The sequence below is a fragment of the Allomuricauda sp. CP2A genome (assembly GCF_001683915.1).
Taxonomy (GTDB): Bacteria; Bacteroidota; Bacteroidia; order Flavobacteriales; family Flavobacteriaceae; genus Flagellimonas.
Genome location: NZ_LXTT01000016.1, coordinates 18,560 through 45,010 on the forward strand (window position 1 = coordinate 18,560; position 26,451 = coordinate 45,010).

A 26,451-nucleotide genomic window follows, 5' to 3' on the forward strand; every position below is an offset into this window, starting at 1 on the left:
GGATGACGCAAAACGACCAAAAAAAGGCGTTTTCCCTCTACCTCTACATGGGAGCCTTGTTCATCACCTCGCTGGTGGTGTCCAATCTCATCTTCCAAAAATTCTTTTATTGGAACCCCTTTGGGGAGGTTACGGTTTTTGGGGCGCCCCTTTTTGAACTTTCGGTGGGGATTTTACCCTATCCCATTACGTTTTTGATCACCGACCTTATTTCGGAAATCTTTGGGAAGAAAAAGGCCAACCAAGTGGTCACGGCAGGGATTTTTGCCTCTTTTTTCTCCATGGGCATCATTTTGATTGGGAATTATGTCCCCGCAATAGTCTCATCACCCGTGGACGATGTTACCTTCACAAAGGTCTTTGGCTTGTCCCCATTGGGCGTGCTCGCCTCCATGCTCGCTTATTTGGCCGCGCAGTATATCGATATTTCCATTTATCACTTTTGGAAACGGGTCACCGAGGGCAGGATGCTATGGCTTCGGAACAATTTTTCCACCTTTTCCTCACAGCTTGTGGACACGCTTACCGTGGTGGGCCTTTTGTGCATATTTGGCGTGCTGCCTTGGGACAAATTCTATGGATTGGTCATCAGCGGTTTTGTTTTTAAAATAATTATAGCGCTCTTGGACACCCCTTTGCTCTATCTTTTCGTATATCTGATACGTAAGCGATTTAACTTAAAAATAGGGGAAGAAATAGCTTTGGATTGACAACTTCTCCTTTAATTTGTTGTAAAACATCTATTTATGAAGAAAAAAGTCCTAAAAATTACTGGAATAACCCTACTTGTACTTATTGCCCTAATTGTTGCCCTGCCCTTGTTCCTTCAAGGTAAGATTGAAGATATCATCAAGAGCAAGGTGAACAACAGCATCAACGCCACCTTGGATTTTGAGGATGCCAATCTCAGCTTGCTCAAAAGTTTTCCCAATGCCAATGTGGAGCTCACGAACCTATCCCTGGTGAACAAGGCCCCTTTTGAGGGCGATACCTTGTTTGCTTCCTCGGGTATTGAACTTGCGATGTCCATTAAAGAGCTTTTTAAATCCGCTGATGAACCTATTGTGATTCAGAGGTTGAACATTGACCGTGCAAAGCTGCACATTTTGGTGGATGAAAATGAAAATGCCAATTATGACATCGCCAAAGCGGATGAAGGAGCCGCCACCGAATCCACCGAAGAATCCAGTGACAATTTTAAACTGAACATGGATTCCTATGCCATTACCAATTCAGAAATCATCTATGATGATAGATCCAGCGGGATGCGTTTTTCACTTTCTGAAATGAACCATTCCGGAACCGGGGACCTTTCCTTGGAAAAGTCGCAATTAAAGACCCTTACCGACGCCTTGGTCTCTTTTGAAATGGACAGCACCAAATATTTGAACAACAACAAGATTTCCTTGGATGCCCTGATTGGCATCGACCTAAAAGAGAGCAAATACACTTTTTTGGAAAACAAGGCCCTGATCAACCAGTTGCCTTTGGTTTTTGATGGATTTGTGAAGGTGAACGAGAATAATCAGGAAGTGGACATTACATTTAAGACCCCTTCTTCGGATTTCAAAAACTTTTTGGCGGTGATTCCTGAAGCCTATTCCAAAAACATTGAAACCGTGCAGACCACCGGAAATTTTGAGGTCAATGGCGAGTTTAAAGGTATTGTGGATGACGAGCATATTCCAACCTTCCGCATTGCGATAAATTCGGAGAATGCTTCCTTCAAATACCCCGATCTGCCCAAGTCGGTGCAAAATGTGTACATCGATACAGAGATCAACAATACCACCGGAATTACCGAAGATACCTATGTGGATATCAAACGACTGTCCTTTACCATTGATCAGGATAAGTTTAATCTTACCTCCAGAATTCGAGATCTGATGGGGAATACCAAAGTGAATGCAGATATGGATGGCCGAATCAATCTGGCCAACATTTCACAAGCGTATCCAGTACCTGACGATTACAATCTTAAGGGAATTTTAAATGCCGATATCACCACGGTCTTTGATATGGAATCCTTGGAGAAAAAACAGTACCAGAACACCAAAACTACGGGTAAGGCATCGGTTTCGGGGTTTGAATATGCTTCGGAAGAGTTGAAGAATCCCGTAGTGATCAATGCGGCAGCTGTTACTTTTAATCCCAACACGGTTACCTTGGATTCGTTTAAAGGAAAAACGGGAAGCACGGATTTTGATGCCAAAGGAACTTTGACGAACCTGCTCGGATTTATGTTCAATGATGAGAATGTGGAAGGGAACTTTACATTGACCTCCAACACCTTTGCATTGAATGATTTTATGATGGAGGAAACAGCGGAAGGCGAAACTGGTGAGACCCAAACTCCAACTTCGGGAGGGGAGGAGCGCATCAAAATTCCGTCTTTTTTGGATTGTACCGTTGAAGCGGCAGCCGCTACGGTTTTGTACGACAACCTAACATTGAAGAACGTAAAAGGAACCCTGACCATAAAGGATGAAACGGCCACAGTGAAAAACTTGACCTCAGACCTTTTTGGAGGAACTTTGGGGCTAACTGGTTCGGTTTCCACCAAAGAGGCAGCCTCCACCTTTGATATGGATTTGGGTATGAGCAATTTTGGCATCAGTGAATCTTTTGCGGCTTTGGACATGTTTCAAGCGTTGGCGCCATTGGCCAATGCATTGCAAGGAAAATTAAATTCCACCGTAAAAATTTCAGGAAATTTGAAGGATGACTTTACGCCAAATCTTGCTACGATTTCTGGGAACCTATTGGCAGAACTCCTCTCTACCAAAGTAACCACGGAAAAAGCACCTTTACTTTCAGCCTTGGACAGCAAGTTGAATTTTTTGGATACCAAGGATATCAATTTGAATGATTTGAAAACTGCATTGAGTTTTGATAATGGTAAGGTAAGTGTGAAACCGTTTACCGTAAACTATAAGGACATCGCCATTAATGTGGATGGTAGCCACACCTTTGACAAACAGATGCAATACAAGGCCACATTGGATGTTCCGGCCAAATATTTGGGCACGGAGGTGAACAAGCTTATTGCCCAAATGAACGATGAAAGCCTTAAAGACCTGACCATTCCGGTAACGGCAAATATTGGGGGCAATTATACCAATCCTACGGTGAGCACGGATTTGACCTCAGGAGTACAAAAATTGACGACCCAGTTGGTTGAGATCCAAAAGCAAAAACTGATGAACCAAGGCAAGGACAAGGCCAAAGATTTGTTGTCCGATGTGTTTAAAAAAGACGAAACGGATTCCACCTCCACAAAATCAGATGGTGTGAAGGAAGCGATTGGTGGGCTGTTGGGCGGAGAAAAGACAACAACAACCGACTCTACCAAGACCACAACAAAGGAGGACCAAGTAAAAAGCGCTGCAAAGTCTGTTTTGGGCGGTCTTTTGGGCAAGAAGAAAAAAGACACGATTAATTAAAAAATGAGAGGTTGTCTGAAAAGTAGAGGAATGCGTCATTCTGAATTCATTTCAGAATCTCATAACATTTAAATCATCTTTTCAGACAGCCTCTTTTTTTATGGCTCCAGCTCGTTGTTGATGGTCTCTAAAATGGAATTTAAGCTCACCATCAACGGATTGTAATGTTCTGTTTCTGTGGATTGACTTGTAATGATGAACAAAAGGAGGTTGTTCTCAAAAGCAACGGATTCCAAAACAGCTAAATTACTGGTCAACTCACTTTGTTCTGGAATTCCCAATTCGGAGGACATTCCCGTATTATCCAGAATAGTACGGATACTGTAGCCTTGGTCCCTAAAAACATTGACGGTATTGGTACGCTCTTCGCTGAGCATTTTTTCCTGGTTGGCAATATCATCAATATTGGATATCCAATTGGTCAGCCGAATCCGTAAGGTGTCGTTTGAAATATCTTTGAGACTGCCTGAGTTGATCATTTCGTTTAAAAGGGAATTGTTGGGGTTAAAAAAAATGTCATAGGCAAAAGCCGTGACGAACAAGTCGGATAGTTTCTTTTCTGAAGTGGTTTCCTCTCCCTTGTCCATCAGACTCACAATCTCGATGGCAGCATTATAACTTTTCCGATTGACCTTAATAAGTTCTTCAAGCTTTGTCTTGCTAATGTCAAATTCTTCTTTTAAACCTTTAAGATAGACCTGCTCTTTTTCCCGTTTGATTCGGTTGTCGTTGGCATTATCAATAGCCAAGGCAATCAAGATACCAATGACCACCAAAAAAATTTCACCAATGGCGTATAGGAGGTAGTTACTGAACTTTTTTTCAGCGATCAGTTGCTTTCTAACTTTTCTAAAGAGCTTTAACATAGGTGGTCTGGTCGTTGGTTTGGCTATGTATTTTTATTGACTAATCTAATGATTTTTCAAGCATCATATTAAATTAGGACTATTGATACCCTATGGCCACGGCTATGACCAAAGCGATGGCCCCGATCAGTAAAATCAGTAATGTGGGTTTAATAGCAAATGTAAACCATTTGTTATATGGAATCTTACAAAGAGCCAAAACCGCCATGAGGGCACCATTGGTGGGTACGATCATATCGGCCATCACCGCACCGTACTGATAGGCCAAAACACAAGTTTGTCTGGATAACCCAATTAAATCGGAAAGTGGAACCAAGATGGGCATGGTCAAAACCGCTTGGCCCGAGTAACTGGGTACTGGAAAGTGCAATAGGGAATGGGAAACCATCATAAATACGGCAGAGACGGAGGGAGAAAGGTATTTTAAAGGTCCAAAAAGACCATATACAATGGTATCCATGATCATACCCTCCTTTAAAATCAATGAAATGCTATTGGCAAGCCCCAAAATGATACTGGCAAAGACCATCTCCTTAAATCCCGCTATATAGGACTCTCCAGTTTTATTTACGCCAAGTTTGCCGATGAGTCCAGCTACAATGCCCAAGGCAAAAAAGGAGGCTGACATCTCATTAAACCCCCAATCCAAGTACAGAAGGCCGTAGATGACCCCGCCAAATGTACCGCAGAGCAACAATAAAATGATTTTGCTTCGGGTGGTCATGGATTCGTGGGCCGAGGGCATTTTTATTTTTTCAATCCTGTTTTTATTGGCATATCGAATGACATAGAGCGTCCAAACTACAAAAGCCACTAATAAGACAACTAGTCGAAACTCACTACCAGAAAGCAAAGGAAGCCCGGCCTCTTTTTGGGCGATCATGACCGCAAAGGGGTTCGATGGGCTAAAAGAACTTCCAATAACCGTGGAACCATAGCTCATGAGTATGATGGTAAATGTGTTATACCCGAGACTTTTTCCAAACAAGAGTAAAATGGGAATCATGGCGATGACCTCTTCCTGCATCCCAATGGATACTCCGGCAGCGGTATAAAGTGCAGAAACTATGATTAAGGCCATGGTTTCCTTTCCCTCCAAAACGTTGACCAGTTTTACCAATCCTTGGTTGAGGGCTCCGGTTTTTTCTATGACATAAAAGCAACCACCAATCAATAAAATAAGAACAATGGCATCTGCCCTTCCAATAAGACCTCTGGGTATGGCCACTATCAGATCTAAGGCTGAAAGATTTTCTGCATCAACGGTTTGATAGGAATTGTCAAGAACTTTTGTTGTTCCAGTTACTTCGTCAACTATCCGTTCATAGCTTCCCTGTGGGATAAAATAGGTAAGAATCCAAGCAAAAATGATGACAGCAATGAGTATGACGAAAGCATTGGGAAATTTTTTCATCCGGTTTGGTTTTGGTTATTTATAAGGTGTCTAAAAGCACCTAAAGTTTGAATTTGTCAGTTCGAGCGCAGTCGAGAACCTAAAATATTGTGATGGTCAAAAGGTTTCGACTTTAGTTCATCTTGAGCGAAGTCGAAGGGCTCAACCTGACAGATAACGAGCTTTTTAAACACCCTCATACTGTCAAAACTGCTTTCGGTCTCAATGGATGTCTATCCCTACATAATACCCCTCACTACCCCGAACGTTAAACACGGTATTATCCTCAAAAATCAAATATTGTCCCTTAATGCCCTTAAGTACACCTTTGTAACTTGGAGTTTTGTCCAGGTTTAGGCTTTTTACCTTATCGGGGTACTGCAAAACGGGGAATTCTAAATTGGTCTCGGAGTTGTCCTCAATAAAATATTGGGCGGCCTCTTCCGGGATATAGGGTTTTAATTTGGCCCGCCAATCTTTTAGGTCCAAATCCTCAACGTCATTTTTTAGCATTTTCTGCCAGCTGGTCTTGTCGCTCACATGGTCTTTCAGGGCAACTTCTGTGATTCCGGCCAAATAGCGGTTGGGCACTTCAACAATTTCAATGGCCTCGTGGGCCCCTTGGTCTATCCAACGGGTAGGCACCTGGGATTTTCGGGTGACTCCCACTTTTACATTGCTGGAATTGGCCAAATAGACAATATGAGGTTGCAACTGCATTTTTTTTTCATATTCAAGATCACGGTCCTCTTTGTCCAGATGGGCGGTGCTCAATTCGGGATTCATGATCCAATCTCCGGCTACCGGGGTTTCATAAAAACAAGTTTTACAAAAGCCTTGTCGATAAATGGGCTTATCTTCCCCACAGTTCAGGCATTGAAATTTGATGAAATCAATCTGGAGTTCTTTGTCCAAGGCCTGGTTCATGTTCAAAAAATCGGTGTCAAAGACTAAAAAATACTGGATAGGATTGCCATTTTCAGTTCGCATCTTGCGGAGGACTCCTTCGTAAAGCATGTTGGAATGAATGTTTTTATGGATTTGAAAATGAATGCAAGAAAACCTATTTTAGCTATTGCACCCAACTAAATTTCTTGGTTAAATATACCTAAAATGCCAATACCATTATTCAACTCCATCGCTTCTTGGCTTTTACGCAAGCGATATCATCAAATAGAACTTTTTCTGAAGTACCCTTTGGACGTTCAGGATGAGGTGTTGCGGCATTTGGTTGATTTTTCCAAGGACACCATGATCGGTAAGCAATATGGCTTTCAGGACAACCCCAAATACGAGGAGTTCCGAAACCGGGTGCCCATTGTAACCTATGAAGATGTTGCGCCTTTGATTGAGCGTACCCGAAGGGGCGAGCAGAATTTGTTCTGGCCTACGACCATAAAATGGTTTGCCAAAAGCAGTGGCACCACCAATGCCAAAAGTAAGTTTATCCCGGTGAGTATGGAGGCCTTGGAAGATTGTCATTACAAATCGAGCAAGGATTTGTTGTGCCTGTATTTGAACAACAACGAAAACTCCCAATTGTTCACGGGTAAGAGCCTGCGTTTGGGCGGGAGCAAGGAGCTTTACGAGGACAATGGTACTTTTTTTGGAGACCTTTCGGCCATTTTGATTGATAATATGCCGCTCTGGGCCGAATATAGCAGCACACCCAGTAACAAAGTGTCCTTGATGAGCGAATGGGAATCCAAGCTGGAAGCCATTATTGAGGAAAGCATACGCGAGAATGTGACCAGTTTGGCGGGTGTTCCCTCTTGGATGTTGGTATTGCTCAACCAAGTGTTGGAAAAGACTGGGAAGAACCATCTTTTTGAAATTTGGGAGAATTTGGAGGTATATTTTCACGGTGGGGTGAGTTTTACACCGTATAAGAATCAATATAAAAAGTTGTTGCCCAGAAAGCGGTTCAATTATTACGAGACCTATAATGCTTCGGAAGGTTTTTTTGGCATCCAGGACAGAAATGATTCCGATGAACTCCTGTTGATGTTGGACTATGGCATTTTTTACGAGTTTATTCCGATGGATTCCAACGGAGATAATAACAATGCCATTCCACTTTGGGAAGTCCAGATTGGAACCAACTATGCCATGGTAATCACCACCAACGCCGGATTGTGGCGGTACAAGATTGGGGACACCATTCGCTTTACCTCAAAAAATCCCTATCGGATTCGTATTACGGGCAGGACCAAGCACCACATCAATGTTTTTGGGGAAGAGTTGATCATTGAAAACGCCGAGGAAGCCTTAAAGCAGATATGCCAAAAGACCGATGCCGAGATTATGGACTACACAGCGGCACCCATTTTTATGAATGGAAGTGAAAAGGGAGGTCACGAGTGGATCATTGAGTTTCGGAAACCACCCGAAGACGTTGCGTATTTTACGGAGTTTTTGGACAATGCCCTAAAATCGCTCAATTCGGATTACGAGGCCAAACGCTATAACAACATCACCTTGAACATGCCCAAGGTGCATGTGGCACGAAGAAACCTTTTTCATGACTGGCTAAAGTCCAAGAACAAATTGGGCGGCCAACACAAGATTCCCAGATTGTCCAATAATCGCGATTATATCGATGAGCTGCTTCAGATGAACTAACCTTAGTTAGTGTATTCTTTACACCTCATAATCAGCCATTTATAAAGGAATACAGGCATCTTGTACAATTAAACAGGAGCTTACGAAAACGTTTTCGTAAATTTGAACGTTTTATCGAACAAACGTTTCTTTTAAACAAAAAAAAATGGCGGTTTTGGCATTAATCGTGAAATTTCCCTTATCAAATCTTTTATATAAACACTAAACCAGTAAAATCATGGCAGAAAGACTAGTTGTTGTCTCAGATATGTGGGGAACCAAGAGAGGCCTTTGGATAGCGTCTTATTTTGGGTACCTACAGCAATATTATGACATCGTTTTTTATGATTGTCAACAGTTGGGGGACATTGATGTTCCCGTTTCCACTGAAGAGAATGTCCATAAAGCTTTTGTGGAAGGGGGAATAGATACCGCAGTTGCCCATTTGCTCAAAAAAGAATCAATACCAAGTCATTACCTTGCTTTCAGTACGGGAGGAACCATTGCTTACAAGGCTGCCTTAAAAGGACTGCCCATGAAATCCTTGACTGCTGTTTCAGCAACTAGGATACGAATGGAGGACCAAAAGCCCAAAACCCCTTTACATTTGATCTATGGGGAGTTGGATGAATTCAAACCAAATGCCAAGTGGGCAAAAAACTTGGGTATAGACCTTACTGTTGTCCCAAATTTTGGTCACCACTTGTATTCCGATGAGAAAATCATCTCCCAAGTTAGTCTGGGGCTATTGGAGCTAGCGACCAAAAAGGCGGTCTAAGTTTAGGATACCACTTTTAATTTTTTAATGGTCTCGTAGGAGAGCTTTTCCTCGGCGTAGGCTTTGGTGACTTTGAATTCATTTTCATCGCTGCTGGGCAATGAAAACATGGCGTCGGTAAAAACAGCCTCACAAAGTGAGCGAAGCCCACGGGCCCCCAATTTATACTCAACAGCCTTTTCAACAATGTAGTTCAGGGCTTGTTCAGTAATGGAAAAGGTAATGTCATCCATGGCAAAAAGCTTTTCATACTGCTTAATGATGGCATTTCTGGGTTCGGTAAGGATGGCTCGCAACGTTTTGGCATCCAAAGGATTCATGTGTGTCAGCACCGGAAGCCTACCGATGATCTCCGGAATCAACCCAAATTCCTTTAAGTCTTTTGGGATAATATATTGGAGGATGTTCTGGTTGTCCAGTTTATCCTCGGCTTTGGAAGCTGCATAGCCCACGGCCTGCATGTTCAAGCGTTTGGTGATGATACGTTCAATACCATCAAAGGCTCCACCGGCCACAAAAAGGATGTTTTCTGTATTGACTTCGATGAATTTTTGGTCGGGGTGCTTGCGCCCTCCTTTTGGTGGGACATTTACCGTGGTTCCTTCCAATAATTTTAGAAGCCCTTGTTGTACACCTTCGCCCGAAACGTCCCGGGTTATGGAAGGATTGTCGCTCTTACGGGCAATCTTGTCTATCTCATCAATAAAAACAATGCCTCTTTCCGCTTTTTCCAGGTTATAATCGGCAGCTTGCAACAATCGGGTCAAAATACTTTCCACATCTTCCCCCACATAACCGGCTTCGGTGAGCACTGTGGCATCCACAATGGCCAAGGGAACATTGAGCATTCGAGCAATGGTCTTGGCAATCAGTGTTTTACCGGTTCCGGTCTGCCCAACCATAATGATGTTGCTTTTTTGGATCTCTACATCGTCTTCCTTGCTCTTGGGCTGCAACAGTCGTTTGTAGTGATTGTATACGGCTACGGACATTACTTTTTTGGTACGTTCCTGTCCTATGACGAAAGTGTCCAGAAAATCCATGATTTCCATGGGTTTCTTAAGTACCAGTTCTGAAGAAAGATCTTGATTTTTAGATTGTTTGGACTCTTCCGCAACAATGCTATGGGCTTGTTCAATACATCTGTCACAGATATGGGCATCAAGGCCTGCAATCAATAAATTGGTCTCTGGCTTCTTTCTTCCACAAAATGAACATTCCAAGTTTTCCTTTGCCATATATCTCTAGCTCATGATTCAACCACTAATAACGTAAAAAAATTGAATTTGTTCTAAATTAAGTAGTTGATATTTAATTAATTGTAATTATTTTATGATTTTTCCCTGACCAAAATCTCGTCGATCATACCATACTTCTTGGCCTCTTCTGCCTTCATCCAGTAGTCACGGTCACTGTCCTCATATACTTTGTCGTAAGACTGACCGGAATGTTTCGAAATGACTTGATATAATTCCTCTTTGATCTTAAGCACCTCTTTTGCAGCAATTTCTATATCACTGGCCTGGCCTTGTGCGCCGGAAAGGGGTTGGTGGATCATTACCCGGGAGTGGGTCAATCCGCTTCTTTTTCCTTCTTGTCCCGCGCAAAGCAATACCGCGGCCATGGATGCTGCAATACCCGTACAGATGGTGGCAACATCGGGCTTAATGAATTGCATGGTGTCATAAATTCCCAAACCAGCGTATACACCTCCGCCCGGGGAGTTAATGTATATCTGGATGTCCTTGGAGGCATCGGCGCTTTCCAAGAAAAGCAATTGTGCCTGCACAATATTGGCCACCTGATCGTTGATGCCCGTTCCCAAAAAGATGATGCGGTCCATCATCAATCTTGAGAAAACGTCCATGGCAATGACATTCAACTGGCGTTCCTCAATAATATTTGGGGTCATGTTCATAGGGTACATGGTACTCATGATCTTATCATAGTACATGCTGTTTATGCCATGGTGCTGGGTAGCATATTTTTTGAATTCTTTTCCGTAATCCATAGGATTTCTCTCAAATTTTCTTAAAAAAAAGGTGCCGAAAAATTAGCTTTTCGGCACCGTAAAGATACTTAATATTTCTTTTAGCCCAAGATTAGCTGTACGCCTCTTTGACAAAGTCATCATAAGTGACCTCTTTTACCTTGAGATTGGCCTTCTCTTTATAAAGATCCAACAGCTTTTGGCTCATCAATTGTTCCGATAGCCTTTTTACTTCATCTTGGTTGCCCAAAACCCGAGTGGCTATGTTCTCCAGCTCCTCTTCCTGAGGGTCCATGTGGCCGTATTGGGCCATTTGGGATTTGATGAAACCTTTGGCAAATTCCTTTAATTCATCAAATTGTACCTGAAGGTTGTTTTCTTTGATGATCTTACCTTCGATCAATTGGTAGCGAAGTCCTTTTTCAGATTTTTCATATTCTTCCTTGGCTTCGTCCTCAGAAAGAACATTCTCACCACTGATCTGGATCCATTTCTTCAAGAACTCGGCAGGAAGCTCAAATTTGGTGTCATCAATGAGTTTTTCAGTGATGTCATTCAACAATTTCTGATCGGATTGCTGCTCAAATTGTTTTTCGGAATCTTCCTTGATTCTATCTTTCAACTCTTTTTCAGAAGTGACCTTGCCTTCACCAAAAAGCTTGTCGAACAGTTCCTGGTCTAGTGCGGCAGGCTCTCTTTCGTTGATTTCCTCTATGGTAAACGTTACATCGATATTCAACTTATCTGCTTTGTCCCTGGCAATTCCCAAAGCACTTGACAAAAGATAATCTTCCTTGAAAAGACCTTTGGTGGAAAGAGTGACAACATCGCCCACTTTTTTCCCAACAAGGGCATCAACCGCTTTTTTGCTTTTGATCTTGTCCATTTCTATGGTGGTCTTGTGGTCAACATCTTCTTCTTCATTGGCAAAGTAGCCGGTAACCTCATCTTTTTTGCCCACCTCTTCTTTTGAAACGAGTTTGCCGTATTGTTTTTGGATACGCTCCACTTGTTCCTCGATCATTTTTTTGTCGGCAACGATTTTGTATTGGGTGACCGCTTTTTTGGTCTTCAGTTGAACATCAAAGTCGGGCGCCAACCCCAATTCAAACTCAAAGTCGAGGTTGTCGTTGTCCCAATCAAAGTTTTCTTGTTGTTTGGGAAGGGGGTTGCCCAGAACGTCCAATTTTTCCTCGGTAAGGTATTTGTTCAGATTGTCCTGCAACAGTTTGTTCACTTCATCCACCAAAACGGCCTTGCCATATTGTTTTTTGATGAGCCCCATGGGGACCTGTCCCTTTCGGAACCCTGGAATATTTGCCTGTTTTCTGTAGTCTTTCAGGATTTTTTCTACTTTGTCCTGATAGTCCTCTTTACTGATGGCGACTTTTACAACTGCATTAAGATCGTCAATCTGCTCTTTAGTAATGTTCATCTCCTACCTAATTTGCTATTCAAAAATGGGTGGCAAAAGTAATGCATTTTTGGTTTGGTAGCAACTTTTTAAAGCGTTGAATGTCAAACTAAAATCCATTCTATACATCTTCCTTTAGAATGGAGTGTAAGATGGACTGTAAAAAGGAGAGCAAAAGGCTAAAAATTAGAGCCCACCAGATGTTCACAACCTGAAAACCGTCAATTACATTGGCAGCAATAAGAATAATAATGGCATTAATGATCAGGAGGAACAGTCCCAGTGTAACAATGGTTATGGGGAGGGTTAAAATAACCAATATGGGTTTTACAATAAAGTTGAGAAGGCTCAGTACCACGGCAACGATGATGGCGGTGACCATGGAATCCACACCAACACCCGGCAAGACATAGGAAAGGATAACAACGGCCAAAGCGTTCAGCAAAAGTCTTAAAATCAGTTTCATAAGATGATGTTTTAGAGTTTTTGGAATAAGAACTCAAGATGAGTTCAAAAAAAAGCACCGTTACAAACGGTGCCTTCAAGATAAGAAATAAAACGTTGTTTAGTTAATGTACAGTCCCGTATAATCCAAGGGGTTTACTCCAGGCAAATTGGAACCGTATTTTTCGTTAATGGCCTCTATAAAGGCATTGGCCAATATGGCATAGCCTCTGGGCGATGGGTGGACACCGTCAAGGGAAAAACCGCCTCCAGTGGCAAAAGTTGCATCCACAATGCTTCCATCCGATTGTTGGAAACCATCTGTCTTTAATTCATTCAAAAGGGCATTGGCATCAACAAAAGCCAGGTCATATGCTGTGGCCAAGCCGGCAATGGTTTGGTTGTATGCAGTTAGTGCATTTTCCACTGTGGTTTGTTCTTCGGGGGTCAAAACCCATTTGTCCGCCAAGGGAACAGCAACCCCGTTGATGGAGGTAGGATCGTTTGGATTGGCCAAGGTGCCAATAAAGGTACGTGATGTCAATACCAATAAATCTTCGTCAGTGGCTTGGCGCATATTGATCAATGCGGGATTGAATCCGGTTAAATCAGTAAGGTCTTCATCAATGATGACCACAGCATTTCCTTCGCCGGCAGAAAAAGTAATGGTTCTTTGTGCCAACTCATCGGCTGTAATGGCCCCCAACCCCTGTAATTGGGCCAATCCTGCATTATAGGCACCGTAGGCACCATTCAACAGCCCAGCTGTGGCCTCATCCAAAGGAACAGGGTTGTGCGGAACCGTTGTAAAATAAGGTACGTCCGTTACGTTGGGTAAATTAGCGATAACGCCATCGGCTCCATTGGCTGTCATAGCCTGAAGAATGGCATCAAGCGACCCAGCAAATACGTTGGGGTCGGTAAGATCGTTTCTGGAATAGGTGCTCGGGTCAAGATTTCCCGTTTGGTCCACCCCTGTACCCCCTCCGGTGGCATAGAGAAGGACGTCGTTTGCTCCTGTCCAAAGTGAGAAAAATGTGGCACCTTGTGCTGCTGCATCACCAACCACCGTTGCGCTCTCTGATGAAGAAAACCGCACAAAATATGGATTTGCAGCTCCTACGGCCAAACCAGCCAAGCTGCCATAACCTGGTGCCAGAAGTTCATAGCTTTTGGAACCTGGCACTCCCATATTGTTAAAGGGACCGGAAAGTTTATTGGTAATCTCGGTGCTTCCCTGGCCGGCTACTGGGACTGGGGCGGGTCCAGCGGCAAAGGATAAAATTAATCGGTTACCTATATCGGGAGAACCGTCCATGTTGGCGTCTGTTTCCCCATTTATGGTGGCACCTCCCAGATTATCCGCCATATAGGGGATTTCAAATGCGCCTCCTCCCACCAGGGCAAAGTTTGCGGCCAGCATATTGGGAAAAGAGGCCTCTTGGCCCGCCCTAAAAAGGGCATTGTCCGAAAAACCTGCCGTTAGGGAGTTTCCTACGGCAACGTATTTTGAGAAATCTGCTGTTCCAGCAGTGTATTCAATGGGGTCTGGTGTGTTGTCAATTGAGGCAGTATCTTCTTCACATGCAATCAAGAATAAGCCTAAAAAGGGAAGTAAGGCATACAACTTTTTCATATCCAAAATCTGTTTGAGTTAGTTTATGTTAAACTTATGGTTAAACCGGGGTTAACCAAAACTAGGTCAAATTTGTTATACAGACAATAAAATGGGCAAAAAAATTATGCATGCATAATAAAAAGGGTCGAATTTTATGAATTTAGGAAGTTGAAGGTCTTTTCAAAAAACTGTTTGGGATTTTCGGCATGCAGCCAATGCCCGGCCTTATCTATGGTTTCAATCTCGGCTTTTGGAAAATGCCGCTTGATCTCTTCAAAGTCGTTGGGCTGGATATATTTCGAGCGATCTCCACGAACGAAAAGGGTAGGGCCTTCATAAACGGCAGTGGGAACTATATTCTCGCCAATCTCGTCCATTCGGTCTTTGAGCACATCAAAATTGAAGCGGAATCCCAATTTTTCTTTTTCAACCCAATAGAGGTTTTTCAATAAAAACTGCCTAATTCCTCTATCCTTGATGTGTTTTGATAGCTCTTCATCGGCTTCCCTTCTATCTGATATTTTATCAAAATCCAAATGGGAGAGACCATCAAATATAAATTGGTGATGCGGGGGATAAAATTTTGGGGCAATATCGGCCACGATCAATTTAGTGACCCTATCCGGATGCGAAGTGGCCATTTGCATGGCGGTTTTTCCTCCCATGGAATGACCCAGTACAAAAGCAGAATCTAGGTTGTGATGGTTCATGTAATGGATGACATCATCACTCAATAATTCATAACTGAAGTCTGTGGAATGGAAACTTTTTCCGTGGTTGCGTTGGTCCACCAAATGTACTTGGAAGCCATTTTCTGAATATTGGGTGCCCAAGGTCTTCCAATTGTCCGACATGCCCAAAAATCCATGTAGGATGATAAATGGCTTTCCTTCTCCCAATATTTTTGAATGTAATACTTCCATAGGTTATTTAAGACGGTGTAGGTACATATTGATTACATTTTCTATCCCCAAATAAATGGACTCGCAGATCAGGGCGTGCCCAATGGATACCTCCAATAAGTTAGGAATATTTTCCTTAAAAAACTTGATGTTGTCCAAACTAAGGTCATGGCCCGCATTGATGCCCAAGCCAACCTCATGTGCCATTTTGGCTGCTTCAGCAAAGGGTGCAATGCCCGTTTTCCCATTTCCTTCGGCATAGGCTTTGGCAAAACTTTCGGTATAGAGTTCAATTCTATCCGTCCCGGTTTCGGCAGCACCTTTCACCATGTCTACATCAGGGTCCACAAAAATGGAGGTGCGTATGCCATTTTCCTTGAAGGTTTTGATGACATCCACCAAAAAATCTTTGTGTTTTAGGGTGTCCCATCCGGCATTGGAGGTAATGGCATCTTCCGCATCGGGCACCAAAGTCACTTGGGTGGGCCTCACTTCCAAGACCAAATCGATAAAATCGGGAATGGGATTGCCCTCAATATTAAATTCCGTAGTGACCACTTTTTTAAGATCTCGGGCATCTTGGTAGCGGATATGGCGCTCATCGGGCCTTGGGTGAACGGTAATGCCCTGCGCCCCAAAAGACTCAATATCCTTGGTGGAAGTTATGAGGTTGGGCACGTTGCCGCCCCTAGAATTTCGTAAAGTTGCCAGTTTATTTATGTTGACACTCAGCTTTGTCATGGAGTTCTTTTTTAGATTGGCAAAAATAAGAATTAGGCATGCCTTTTGCGATTTAAAATTAGTATTTTGCACCTAATAGCGATTCTATGGAGATTCAGAGCCAAATTATAACCACCATTCCTATTTATAAGGTATCGGAGACCTTAAAGGATGTTATTCAATTTTTTGAAGAGACCACCTATTCCCATGTGGCCGTTACAGAAAATGGCACTTATTTGGGATTGTTGTCTGAAAATGACCTGGCCTGTTTTGAGCCGGACAAGAAAATCGAGGAGTTTCGGTTTGAGATGGAAAGCTTTTTTGTGACAAAGGAGACTTCGTGGTTGGATGTTTTGGAGATGTTCTCTAGAAATGAGGCCAATATCTTGCCCATTCTGGATGAGAACCAAGTGATTACGGGCTACTATGATCTGGAAGATATTGTGGGCATGTTCATAGACACCCCATTTTTTAAGGAACCTGGGGCCATTCTTGTAATTTCAATTGGAATAAAGGATTATTCCTTTAGCGAAATCGCCCAAATAGTGGAAAGCAACAATGCCCGCCTGTTGGGTGCCTTTATAACCGGTTCGGAAAACGATATCTTGGAAATTACATTGAAAATCGGCACACAGAATCTTAATGAGGTGGCCCAGACCTTTAGACGATACAACTACACCATTGTCTTTGGAAATAGTGATGACCAGTTTTTGGAGGATTTAAAACAACGGTCAGATTATTTGGAAAAATATCTTAACGTTTAGTTCAGCATGAAGGTCGCTATTTACGGACAAACTTTTCTGGACGAGGACAGAACCTGCATGTTGGAGGTTTTGGATGAACTCCAAAAGATAGACGCTGAGGTTTTTGTTGAAGAAAAATTCAGTCATCTTGTTTCAGACTTTACCAATGGTCATGTAAAAGGTACTTTTTCGCAATCCAAAGGATTGGATTCCACTTTTGATATGTTTGTGAGCTTTGGGGGGGACGGCACCATGTTGCGTGCTGTAACCTATATAAAGGACTATGGCATTCCAATTGTTGGGGTAAACACGGGAAGACTCGGATTTTTGTCCACCTTTAAAAAGGAAAGCGTGCGCAAGCTCGTCACGGAATTTGTGGCCGGGCACTATACCGTTGAGGAGCGTACTTTGGTTGAGGTGGAACTCAATTCGGATTTGGATGAGTTCAATGGTCTCAACTTTGCCTTGAACGAAGTAACCGTTAGTCGAAAGGATACCACCTCCATGATCACTGTTGAAACCTATTTGAATGATGAATACCTAACATCCTACTGGTCTGATGGTCTCATTGTTTCCACCCCAACAGGCTCCACTGGCTATTCATTGAGTTGTGGCGGGCCCGTAATCGCTCCGTCAGCAAAAGCATTGGTGCTCACCCCGATTGCTCCTCATAATCTTAACGCACGGCCTTTGGTCATCTCGGACGATACCGAGATACGGTTACGGGTTTCCGGCAGGGAACAGACCCATTTGGTGTCCCTGGATTCTAGAATTGCAGATATTCCCAATGGCAAGGAAATCAAAATAAAAAAGTCCAATTTTACCATTAAGATGATCGAGTACTCATCAGAAAGCTTCTTAAAAACACTTCGTAACAAATTGCTTTGGGGGGAAGATAGAAGGAATTGAACGGTTCAAAAACAATAAATGGGACTAAAAACTGTTTAACAAAGGAGAACAATCATAACAGTATACTTATTGACCTTCCTTTACTCTTAATACGTGAAATTTTTTGGATAGTATGCGAATAGTTTTGGCTATTTTTTTGTGCTGTATGCTCAAGGTCAGTGCGCAAACCTACGAGATTGGAATCTTTGCAGGGGGCACCAACATGATCGGGGATGTGGGAAGGACCAATTACATTTTGCCATCCGGTCCGGCATTTGGTGGTATCTTTAAATGGAACAAGAGCAAAAGATATGCCTGGCGTGCCAGTGTTTTGTATGGCGATTTTACGGCAGACGACACAAAATCACACATGCAATCCCGTCAGCAAAGGAGATATAGCGTGGATAATTCCATTTTAGAGGCCTCCCTGGGGTTGGAATTTAACTTTGTGGAATATAATCTTCATAAGCTCGGACCTGCCTTCACACCCTATCTTTACACGGGTTTTACCTACTTCAGGTATGATTTTATGTATTTTGATGCCCTTCAAGTGCAGGATATTAACCAAAAAGAAGGTAGTTTTGCAATTCCAATGACGGTTGGGGCAAAGTATCGGTTAAATCAATTTCTGATTCTTGGCGCCGAAATTGGAGCCAGGTATACATTTACGGACAATTTGGACGCAAGTAACCCCGAGGGTTCCAATTTTGAGCAATTTAGATTCGGCAATATATTGAGCGATGACTGGTATGTTTTCACAGGTTTTACACTAACGTATACCTTTGGACGCAAGCCCTGCCAGGATTGTTTTCAATAAAATGCACACGCTAGACGAGGTTAACAAAGAGAAACTGCCAAAGCACATTGCCATCATAATGGACGGTAATGGGAGGTGGGCCAAACAACGGGGCAAGCTCCGTGTCTTTGGGCATGAAAATGGAGTGGAAGCAGTAAGGAATACTGTAGAGAATTGTGCAAAGCTTCAAATTCAGTGCCTGACCCTCTATGCTTTTTCAACAGAAAACTGGAACCGGCCCAAAGTGGAGGTGCAGACCTTGATGAAACTTTTGGTGGCCTCGTTGCGAAAGGAGCTGGAAACACTCAACAAGAACAACATCAAACTAAAGGCCATTGGGAAAATTGACACATTGCCCCAAAAAGCCCAAAAAGAACTTTCCGAAGTCATTTCAAAAACATCAAAAAATACAGGTATGATTCTTACCCTGGCGCTTAGCTATGGCTCTAGGGATGAGATAAAAAGCGCTGTAAAAGAGATAAGTATCAAAGTTAAAAATAATATAATTTCACCCGAAAATATTGATGAAACCGTTATAAATACACATCTTTACACGCATTTCTTGCCAGATGTGGACTTGCTTATCCGTACCAGTGGGGAACATAGGATAAGCAATTTTTTACTTTGGCAAATTGCATATGCCGAATTATATTTTATTGATGTATTTTGGCCTGATTTTAGAGAGCATCATTTGGTAGAGGCAATATTAAGTTACCAAAATAGAGAACGACGATTTGGAAAAACTAGCGAACAACTTACTTAAAGGTATAAAAAACTGCATACAACCATACCTAAAGTTACTCCTTCCCTTATTACTTATCTCCGGCCAGGGCCTTGCCCAGGAAATCCCTTTTGAGGATGGAAAACAATATATTTTGGGAGGACTTACGGTCACCGGTCTGCAAAGTTATAACGAGCAGACGGTAAAGACCTACACCGGTCTGCGTGTGGGCCAGCCCATTACCGTGCCCGGTGATGAAATAAGTGCGGTAATAAAGAAACTGTGGGGTCTGGAGCTGTTCAGCAATGTGGAGATGTACTATACCAATATTGAGGATGACAAGATTTTCTTGGAATTGAACATCACCGAACGCCCAACCTTGGCCAATGTAACCGTATATGGGGTTAAAAAACGTAAGGTTGAGGACATCATCAACGATACGGACCTTAAAAAGGGCAAGAAGATTACCGAAAGTTTGATCGCCAACACCAGGAACTACCTTCAGAACAAGTACAAAAAACAAGGGTTTCTCAATGCTAAGGTAAACATTGCCACTGCCCCAGATACATCGGCCACCAATACCGAGAACATGGTGATCAATGTGAACAAGGGCGATAAGGTAAAGATCCGAAAAATTACTTTTGAGGGCAACGAAAAGCTTTCCAACAAGCGGCTCAGAAAATCCCTGAAAAATACCAAGAAGAAAAAATTCTACCGTTTCTGGAAGAAATCCAAATACATTGCGGAAGACTATGAGGAGGATCTTTCCAATTTGGTGGACACCTATGCCGAAAGAGGATACAGGGATGCCAGGGTTCTCTCGGACACCTTTATTAGGGTCAACGAAAAGAACATCGATTTAAAAATTGAGGTCGAAGAAGGGGACAAATACTATTTTGGCGATATCGATTTTGTAGGGAATACAGTATATACGGACCGGCAACTGAGCCAAGTCCTTGGAATTAGAAAAGGGCAAACCTACAATGGGGTACTGCTCAAAGAACGCGTAGCTGACGAATCCAAACCCGATGCCAATGATTTGACCAATCTGTACCAGAACAACGGGTATCTGTTTTCCAGCATCAACCCGGTTGAGGTATCTGCGGTCAACGACACCATTGATTTTGAAATTCGCATTATTGAAGGAAAGGAAACCTTTTTGGATCATGTAACCGTAACGGGTAACGACAAAACCAATGACCACGTAATTTTTAGGGAACTGAGAACCAGACCCGGCCAAAAATATAGCAAGGAGGATCTTGTGAGGAGTATCAGGGAATTGGGACAATTGGGATTCTTTGATGCCGAGCAGATAAAACCTGATATTCAAAACCCCAATCCAAATGAGGGAACGGTGGACGTAAATTATAGCCTTGTGGAAGCAGGATCCAGCCAAATAGAGCTACAAGGTGGTTTTGGCGGTGGCGGTTTTATCGGAACCCTGGGGCTTTCATTCAGCAACTTCTCGTTGAAGAATATTTTTAACGGAGAAGCCTACAAACCGGTTCCCATGGGTGACGGCCAAACCTTTGCCCTACGTTTGCAGGCCAGTAGGACCTTCCGTGTTTATAGTTTAAATTTTGCAGAACCATGGTTGGGCGGTAAAAAGCCGGTACGGTTCAATCTTTCCCTTTCTCGGACGCAACAATTTGCCACTGATTTCACAAGTAGGGGCAGGATCGATGTGGACAAGAGCAGGGGATTCTCCATTACCGGGGTTTCAGCAGGTTTGGCCAAAAGGGTACAGTGGCCCGATGATTTCTTTACCGTTTCCCATGCCTTGAGCTATCAGTTGTACGATTTCAATGACTTTAATAACGGACTTTTTAATTTTGGTAACGGAAGCTCAAATTCATTGAGCTATACCTTTGGGATTTCGCGAAGCTCGCAAGGGCCAAGTAGGATATTTCCATTGTCAGGATCCAATTTTGAGGTTACGGCCAAATTTACCCCTCCGTATTCGCTTTTCAGTTCAAAGGACTACAAGCAACTTAGAGAGGACATCAAGACAACCACTGAAAGACTTTTGGAAATAGGTTCCAACCCAACCGATATAGACGAACAACTGGAATTTGCCCAATTGAGTGACAATTTGGAGCGAATGGAAGAGGAGCGTTTTAAGCTGTTGGAGTTCTACAAAATAAAGTTTAAGGGAGATTGGTACACCAATTTGGTAGACAAACTGGTATTGCGGACCAACGCAGAATTTGGCTTTTTGGGCAGTTATAACCATGATATTGGTGATGTTCCCTTTGAGCGTTTCTTTGTGGGAGGCGATGGACTTGGGAACTTTACCTTGGATGGCAGGGATGTTGTCCAGCTAAGAGGATATGAGAACAGTTCCTTGACACCTTACAGTACCAACCCAATTACTGGAAACCAACAAAGGGATGGGGGAACCATATACAATAAATTCTCCTTGGAATTGCGTTATCCGCTGACCCTTAAGCCTTCCGCATCCATTTATGCGCTGTCTTTTTTGGAGGCAGGGAACGCTTTCAACAATTTTAGTGAGTTTAATCCGTTTGAATTAAAAAGATCTGCCGGAGTGGGGCTACGTATTTTTATGCCGGCATTCGGTCTCTTGGGAATCGATTTTGGGTATGGCTTCGATACCGATGCGCAACCTGGATCGATAGGGCCAAGTGGCTGGCAAACACACTTCATCATCGGGCAGCAGTTTTAATCAAAGGAAAATAGTGGCTGGACAATTTATAAATAGCTCATTTTAAATTAATTAGTTATTTTGGCACGATATTTTCTATGTAAAAGCGGATAAAGATGAATACCAAAGTTCTTTTGTCATTACTTGTTTTGATGTCATCCTTGTATGGCTTTTCCCAAAGGGGAGTGCGCATAGGTTATGTGGATATGGAATATATCCTTGAAAATGTGGAGGAATATAGGGATGCCACCGAACAGTTGGAGGCCAAGGCGCAAAAGTGGAAGAAAGAAATTGAACTGAAACAAAGCGTCATTGAGCAGATGAAGAAAGATTTAATGGCAGAAAAAGTGCTGCTGACTGATGAACTCATCGCCGAACGTGAGGAGGAGATTCAGATTTTGGAGAAGGAAATGCTGGACTACCAGCAAGACCGTTTTGGACCCCAAGGCGATTTAGTGCTGCAAAAACAGCTCTTGATCCAGCCTATTCAGGACCAAGTGTTCAATGAAGTCCAAAAAATAGGAGGAAATAAAAGATACGATTTTATTTTTGATAAATCAGCAGATGTTGTAATGTTGTACTCCGAAAAAAGGCACGATATCAGTGACTTGGTATTAAGGGAGATAGGGCGCACGAGAAAAATAAGCGCATCCAACAGAAAACAAGAAGAGCAGAACAGGTTGGAGCAATTTATTGAGGACGAAGGCGAAGATGATGAAATCAGTGAAGCGCTAAAAGAAAGACAAGAAAGAACAGATTCCATTCAGCAGGCCAATGCCCAAGCAGTGGAAGATAGAAGAGCCGAACAATTAAGGCTCAGGGAAGAACGAAAAAAAGCCTACGAGGAACGAAGAAAGAAATTATTGGAAGAGCGCGAGGCCAAACGCAAAGCCAGATTGGAAGAGCGGGAAAAAGCGCAAGAACAACAAAAGGATTCAATACAATAAAAATATTGGAGCACTAAATTTAACATCAAAATAGTAACGTAGAATCATGAAAAATGTAAAAAGAATCGCTGTGGCCCTCGTATTGTTTGTGGCGGCTACGGGTTTTGTAAATGCACAGAGCAAGGTTGCGCACGTCAATGTACAGCAATTATTGTCTGAAATGCCGGAGATGAAGGCTGCACAGGCCGAGTTGAAGAAATTACAGGAAACCTACAGGGCAGACATAGAAAGTTCCATGACCGAACTTAAAAATAAGTATACCCAATACTCCAACGAGGCCACTGCTAAGACCAAAGAGGAAAATGAGGAAAGAGCATTGGAGCTCCAAGGTTTCGAAAGGAACATTCAAGAAGCTGAACAGGCTGCTATGCAGGAGTTGCAAAAGAAGCAACAAGAGCTGTTTGCTCCCATTTCTGAAAAAGCAAAGAACGCCATTGAAAAAGTTGCTGCTGCACAAGGTTTTGATTATGTAATCGATGCCAGCCCAGGGTTGAGCCTTATCGTGGCAAAAGGAAAAGACCTATTACCTGCTGTTAAGCAAGAATTGGGCTTCTAAGAACCCTATTTTACAATCTACAAACCGCTTTTTCCAAAGAGAAAGCGGTTTTTTTGTTCCATAACATTTTAAGTATCTATTTTTGGACATGCACAGACCCATCGGCATTTTCGATTCAGGTGTAGGGGGCACCTCCATTTGGAAAGAAATCAAAAAAATGCTCCCCCATGAAGATACCATCTATCTGGCCGATAGTGCCAATGCCCCCTATGGCGAAAAATCCAAGGAGGAGATTCTTCAGCTCAGCATAAAGAACACCGAGTTTTTAGTACAGCAAAATTGTAAGCTCATTGTTGTGGCCTGCAATACCGCCACAACCAATGCCATTGATTATCTGCGCACCCATTACAAAATTCCATTTATCGGCATTGAACCTGCCATTAAACCCGCGGCACTTCACACCAAGACCAAAAAAGTGGGCGTCTTGGCCACTAAGGGAACCTTGTCCAGCAGTTTGTTCCACAATACCTCAAAACTATTTGCAGAAGGCATTACGGTGGTGGAACAGGAAGGAAAAGGTCTTGTGGAACTGATCGAAACCGGACAGACCAATTCCGTGGTCACCCGTGGATTGCTTCTCTCTTTTTTACGACCCATGTTAGATCAAAATATTGACTGTTTGGTCCTGGGCTGTACCCATTATCCCTATCTCATTCCTTTGCTCAAGGATATACTCCCCGAACACATTACTATTATTGATTCCGGTGAGGCTGTGGCACGACAAACCATGGCAGTTTTGGAAAAAAACAAGCTATTGAATCACATGGACCATATCGGGAAGCATCTTTTTTATTCCAATAAGGGTATTGAAGTGTTGAAAAATCTGGTAGATGACGCTACTGCTGAAATCGCTTATCTGGATTTCTAGGACCTATTTTCTCTGATAGGTGAGATACGTAAAACTGTACTGGTGGCGATCATCCTTCGGATGATGCTCTTCTTTCACCAACGTCCATTCATCAGGGTTGATTTTCGGAAAAAAAGTATCCGCATCAAAAATCCCGTGTACCCGGGTGAGCTCTATACTGGTGGCAAGGGGCATGGACTGCTTATAAATTTCACCCCCGCCAATAATAAAAGCGGTTTCCGCATCACCGACCAAATCAATGGCATCTTCAATGGAATGCACTACCGTACAAGGGAATTTTGGCGTGTAACCCCTGTCCCGGGTAATGACAATATGTTCCCGGTTCGGTAAAGGTTTGGGAAAACTTTCCAGCGTCTTTCTGCCCATGATGATCTTGTGTCCCGAGGTAAGGGACTTAAACCGCTTAAAATCATCCGGAAGATGCCAGACCAAATCGTTGTCCTTCCCCAAAGCATTGTTCTCTGCGGCAGCGGCAATGATGATCAGTCGCTTCTTCACGAATCTTTTTTTTTATTGATTTTGGACAGTGGAAAATCCGTATCGATTTCCTTTTGGATTTCAGCAATCCGTTTTTTCTGTTGCTCCACCAAGCGTTCGCGTTGTTTTCGCTCCCAATCCTGTCCCATGAACTTATGGGTAACGTACACATTAAAGGTGTGGAGGGTCAATAGAAATGTCCAAATAATAATGATCCAAATGGACCAATCGTAGGCCTCTCCATATTTCAGGATTTTGTTGGCCAGGACCAAAAACAGGCTCCCGATCAAAAAAATGACCAAATGGGTGTACAACCGCTTCTTCTGTTTAATGCGCTTTTGGGCATTCTCCAGCAGTTCGTGCTGCTCCAAGTCTATTTCTGTTTTTTTCTTTTTACCGAAGGACAACATGGAATGGCTATCTTTAACAACAAAGATAATTGAATTGTACTCAAAATCTCCGCAATGCAAAGTCTAAGAAAAAAATTTCCTGTCCTAAATCAATGTATATATGCCAACACAGCTTCCGCAGGCCTTTTGAGTGAAGATCTAATGGAGTGGCGACAAGGCCATGATTTGGACTTTCTCATTGGCGGTAGCGAGATGAAGGCCAAAGGCTTTGCCCACATGCCCGAGATCAAGAAAACTGTCGGAAAATTTTTTCATTGCAAACCTGAAAATGTGGCTTTGGTCCCCAATTTTAGTCTGGGGCTCAACATGCTTTTGGAAGGACTTTCCAGGGATAAGAAAATCTTGTTGCTCCAAAACGATTATCCTTCCGTGAATTGGCCCTTTGAAACCCGAAATTTCAATCGGGAATATGTGGACATCGATGAACACATGGAAGAAAATATTTATGAAAAGGTAAAATCCGGAAGCATTGACGTGTTGGCCTTGAGTTTGGTGCAATGGGTGAGCGGGGTTCGGATTGATCTTGATTTTGTAAAACAACTAAAAAAGGACTTTCCCAAGCTGTTGATCATTGGTGATGGTACCCAGTTTTGCGGCACGGAGACCTTTAATTTTGAAAAATCTGGGTTCGATGTTTTGGGCACCAGTGCCTACAAATGGCTGTTGGCCGGCTATGGCAACGCCTTTTTTCTGGTGAAGGATACCGCAATGGACCAATTTGAGCTGAAAGGCATTGGCAACGGTTCTGTGGACAATGATCAGTCCAAACGCAACAGTATCCCTTTTTGCAAATTCCTGGAGCCCGGACATTTGGACTCCTTCAACTTTGGCAGCTTTGAATTTGCACTTAACTTTTTGGATGAGATTGGCTTAGAGCATATTCAGGCACATTTACAAAAACTGTCCAATACGGCCAAAACCGCATTTTCGGAGCTGGGACTTCTGGAACAAAGTGTGTTGGAAAGAAAACAACATAGCACCATTTTCAATATAAAGGGAGACGAAAAGCTGTTCAAAAGACTAACGGAGGAAAATGTGGTTGCGTCACCCCGCGGGGGAGGCATCCGGTTGAGCTTTCATTTTTATAACACGGAAGATGAAATTGATGCCATTGCCAAGCTATTGAAGTCTTGAATGACCAAAATCATTTTTTAAAAGAAACTATCCGCTAATTTTGCCAAAGTAATCCTATTGTTAGGAGCATTTTATCA

At 42.8% G+C, this 26,451-nt stretch carries 25 protein-coding genes; 13 read left to right on the forward strand and 12 right to left on the reverse strand.

Features of this window, described 5'->3' with window-relative positions:
• Positions 1-2 precede the first annotated feature (2 nt).
• Together A7D14_RS01390 and A7D14_RS01395 are read left to right on the forward strand one after the other, a co-directional pair.
• On the forward strand, positions 3-710 hold the full coding sequence (locus tag A7D14_RS01390; RefSeq protein WP_067029175.1) for a queuosine precursor transporter: 708 nt from the start codon (positions 3-5) through the stop codon (positions 708-710).
• Positions 711-746: 36 nt separating this feature from the next.
• Complete coding sequence (locus A7D14_RS01395) at positions 747-3,443, forward strand: AsmA-like C-terminal region-containing protein (RefSeq protein WP_067029177.1); 2,697 nt, start codon at positions 747-749, stop codon at positions 3,441-3,443.
• A gap of 98 nt (positions 3,444-3,541) precedes the next feature.
• Here the strand turns inward: A7D14_RS01395 and A7D14_RS01400 are convergent, their stop codons facing one another.
• The 3 genes from A7D14_RS01400 to A7D14_RS01410 form a co-directional block, all read right to left on the reverse strand.
• The gene (locus tag A7D14_RS01400; protein ID WP_067029179.1) at positions 3,542-4,309 is read right to left on the reverse strand and encodes a DUF6090 family protein; all 768 of its coding nucleotides are present in this window, start codon (positions 4,307-4,309) and stop codon (positions 3,542-3,544) included.
• A gap of 79 nt (positions 4,310-4,388) precedes the next feature.
• Positions 4,389-5,723 (reverse strand): YfcC family protein, encoded by a 1,335-nt coding sequence (locus A7D14_RS01405; protein WP_067029181.1) that lies wholly within the window; start codon positions 5,721-5,723, stop codon positions 4,389-4,391.
• A gap of 201 nt (positions 5,724-5,924) precedes the next feature.
• Positions 5,925-6,719 carry a DUF2797 domain-containing protein gene (locus A7D14_RS01410; RefSeq protein ID WP_067029183.1) on the reverse strand — a complete coding sequence of 265 codons (795 nt, stop codon included), beginning with the start codon at positions 6,717-6,719 and terminating at the stop codon, positions 5,925-5,927.
• A 96-nt stretch (positions 6,720-6,815) separates the two neighbouring features.
• On the opposite strand from A7D14_RS01410, the gene A7D14_RS01415 reads away from it, so the two are divergent.
• A complete protein-coding gene (locus A7D14_RS01415; protein WP_067029185.1) occupies positions 6,816-8,324 on the forward strand; it encodes a GH3 auxin-responsive promoter family protein in 1,509 nt (502 codons plus the stop codon).
• Between the two features lie 217 nt (positions 8,325-8,541).
• Positions 8,542-9,081: a hypothetical protein gene (locus tag A7D14_RS01420; protein WP_067029187.1), complete on the forward strand. Its 540-nt coding sequence runs from the start codon at positions 8,542-8,544 to the stop codon at positions 9,079-9,081.
• Positions 9,082-9,083: 2 nt separating this feature from the next.
• On the opposite strand, the gene clpX is transcribed toward A7D14_RS01420, so the two are convergent.
• From clpX to A7D14_RS01455, 7 genes are all read right to left on the reverse strand, one after another.
• The gene (clpX, locus tag A7D14_RS01425) at positions 9,084-10,319 is read right to left on the reverse strand and encodes an ATP-dependent Clp protease ATP-binding subunit ClpX (protein ID WP_067029189.1); all 1,236 of its coding nucleotides are present in this window, start codon (positions 10,317-10,319) and stop codon (positions 9,084-9,086) included.
• 92 nt (positions 10,320-10,411) lie between these two features.
• A complete protein-coding gene (gene clpP / locus A7D14_RS01430; protein ID WP_067029191.1) occupies positions 10,412-11,092 on the reverse strand; it encodes an ATP-dependent Clp endopeptidase proteolytic subunit ClpP in 681 nt (226 codons plus the stop codon).
• 91 nt (positions 11,093-11,183) lie between these two features.
• Complete coding sequence (gene tig / locus A7D14_RS01435) at positions 11,184-12,506, reverse strand: trigger factor (RefSeq protein ID WP_067029193.1); 1,323 nt, start codon at positions 12,504-12,506, stop codon at positions 11,184-11,186.
• 100 nt (positions 12,507-12,606) lie between these two features.
• On the reverse strand, positions 12,607-12,951 hold the full coding sequence (locus tag A7D14_RS01440) for a phage holin family protein (protein WP_067029195.1): 345 nt from the start codon (positions 12,949-12,951) through the stop codon (positions 12,607-12,609).
• A gap of 99 nt (positions 12,952-13,050) precedes the next feature.
• On the reverse strand, positions 13,051-14,565 hold the full coding sequence (locus tag A7D14_RS01445; RefSeq protein ID WP_067029197.1) for a G-D-S-L family lipolytic protein: 1,515 nt from the start codon (positions 14,563-14,565) through the stop codon (positions 13,051-13,053).
• Positions 14,566-14,699: 134 nt separating this feature from the next.
• Positions 14,700-15,470, reverse strand: coding sequence for an alpha/beta fold hydrolase (locus tag A7D14_RS01450; protein ID WP_067029199.1), 771 nt, complete (start codon positions 15,468-15,470; stop codon positions 14,700-14,702).
• 3 nt (positions 15,471-15,473) lie between these two features.
• Positions 15,474-16,190 carry a pyridoxine 5'-phosphate synthase gene (locus A7D14_RS01455; RefSeq protein ID WP_067029201.1) on the reverse strand — a complete coding sequence of 239 codons (717 nt, stop codon included), beginning with the start codon at positions 16,188-16,190 and terminating at the stop codon, positions 15,474-15,476.
• Positions 16,191-16,276: 86 nt separating this feature from the next.
• Between A7D14_RS01455 and A7D14_RS01460 the strand changes: the two genes are divergently transcribed.
• From A7D14_RS01460 to murI, 8 genes are all read left to right on the forward strand, one after another.
• Complete coding sequence (locus tag A7D14_RS01460) at positions 16,277-16,933, forward strand: CBS domain-containing protein (RefSeq protein ID WP_067029203.1); 657 nt, start codon at positions 16,277-16,279, stop codon at positions 16,931-16,933.
• A 6-nt stretch (positions 16,934-16,939) separates the two neighbouring features.
• A complete protein-coding gene (locus A7D14_RS01465) occupies positions 16,940-17,821 on the forward strand; it encodes an NAD kinase (protein ID WP_067029205.1) in 882 nt (293 codons plus the stop codon).
• A gap of 112 nt (positions 17,822-17,933) precedes the next feature.
• Positions 17,934-18,617 carry a DUF6089 family protein gene (locus tag A7D14_RS01470; protein ID WP_067029207.1) on the forward strand — a complete coding sequence of 228 codons (684 nt, stop codon included), beginning with the start codon at positions 17,934-17,936 and terminating at the stop codon, positions 18,615-18,617.
• A 1-nt stretch (position 18,618) separates the two neighbouring features.
• Positions 18,619-19,359 carry an isoprenyl transferase gene (locus tag A7D14_RS01475; protein ID WP_067029209.1) on the forward strand — a complete coding sequence of 247 codons (741 nt, stop codon included), beginning with the start codon at positions 18,619-18,621 and terminating at the stop codon, positions 19,357-19,359.
• Entirely contained in the window at positions 19,331-22,003 is a 2,673-nt protein-coding gene (locus A7D14_RS01480) for an outer membrane protein assembly factor (RefSeq protein WP_067029211.1), read from the forward strand. Before A7D14_RS01475 ends, A7D14_RS01480 begins: the two co-directional genes overlap by 29 nt.
• Before the next feature lie 95 nt (positions 22,004-22,098).
• The gene (locus tag A7D14_RS01485) at positions 22,099-22,929 is read left to right on the forward strand and encodes an OmpH family outer membrane protein (RefSeq protein WP_067029213.1); all 831 of its coding nucleotides are present in this window, start codon (positions 22,099-22,101) and stop codon (positions 22,927-22,929) included.
• A 46-nt stretch (positions 22,930-22,975) separates the two neighbouring features.
• The gene (locus A7D14_RS01490) at positions 22,976-23,485 is read left to right on the forward strand and encodes an OmpH family outer membrane protein (RefSeq protein WP_036382606.1); all 510 of its coding nucleotides are present in this window, start codon (positions 22,976-22,978) and stop codon (positions 23,483-23,485) included.
• 88 nt (positions 23,486-23,573) lie between these two features.
• Complete coding sequence (gene murI, locus A7D14_RS01495; protein ID WP_067029215.1) at positions 23,574-24,353, forward strand: glutamate racemase; 780 nt, start codon at positions 23,574-23,576, stop codon at positions 24,351-24,353.
• A gap of 3 nt (positions 24,354-24,356) precedes the next feature.
• Here murI and A7D14_RS01500 read toward each other — a convergent pair whose 3' ends face one another.
• Both A7D14_RS01500 and A7D14_RS01505 read right to left on the reverse strand, forming a co-directional pair.
• Positions 24,357-24,851, reverse strand: a complete 495-nt coding sequence (locus A7D14_RS01500) for a dihydrofolate reductase (RefSeq protein ID WP_067029216.1) — start codon at positions 24,849-24,851, stop codon at positions 24,357-24,359.
• Positions 24,848-25,240: a 2TM domain-containing protein gene (locus tag A7D14_RS01505; RefSeq protein WP_067029222.1), complete on the reverse strand. Its 393-nt coding sequence runs from the start codon at positions 25,238-25,240 to the stop codon at positions 24,848-24,850. Before A7D14_RS01505 ends, A7D14_RS01500 begins: the two co-directional genes overlap by 4 nt.
• A 54-nt stretch (positions 25,241-25,294) precedes the next feature.
• Here A7D14_RS01505 and A7D14_RS01510 point away from each other — a divergent pair, with 54 nt between their 5' ends.
• The gene (locus A7D14_RS01510; protein ID WP_067029217.1) at positions 25,295-26,374 is read left to right on the forward strand and encodes an aminotransferase class V-fold PLP-dependent enzyme; all 1,080 of its coding nucleotides are present in this window, start codon (positions 25,295-25,297) and stop codon (positions 26,372-26,374) included.
• Positions 26,375-26,451: the final 77 nt, after the last annotated feature.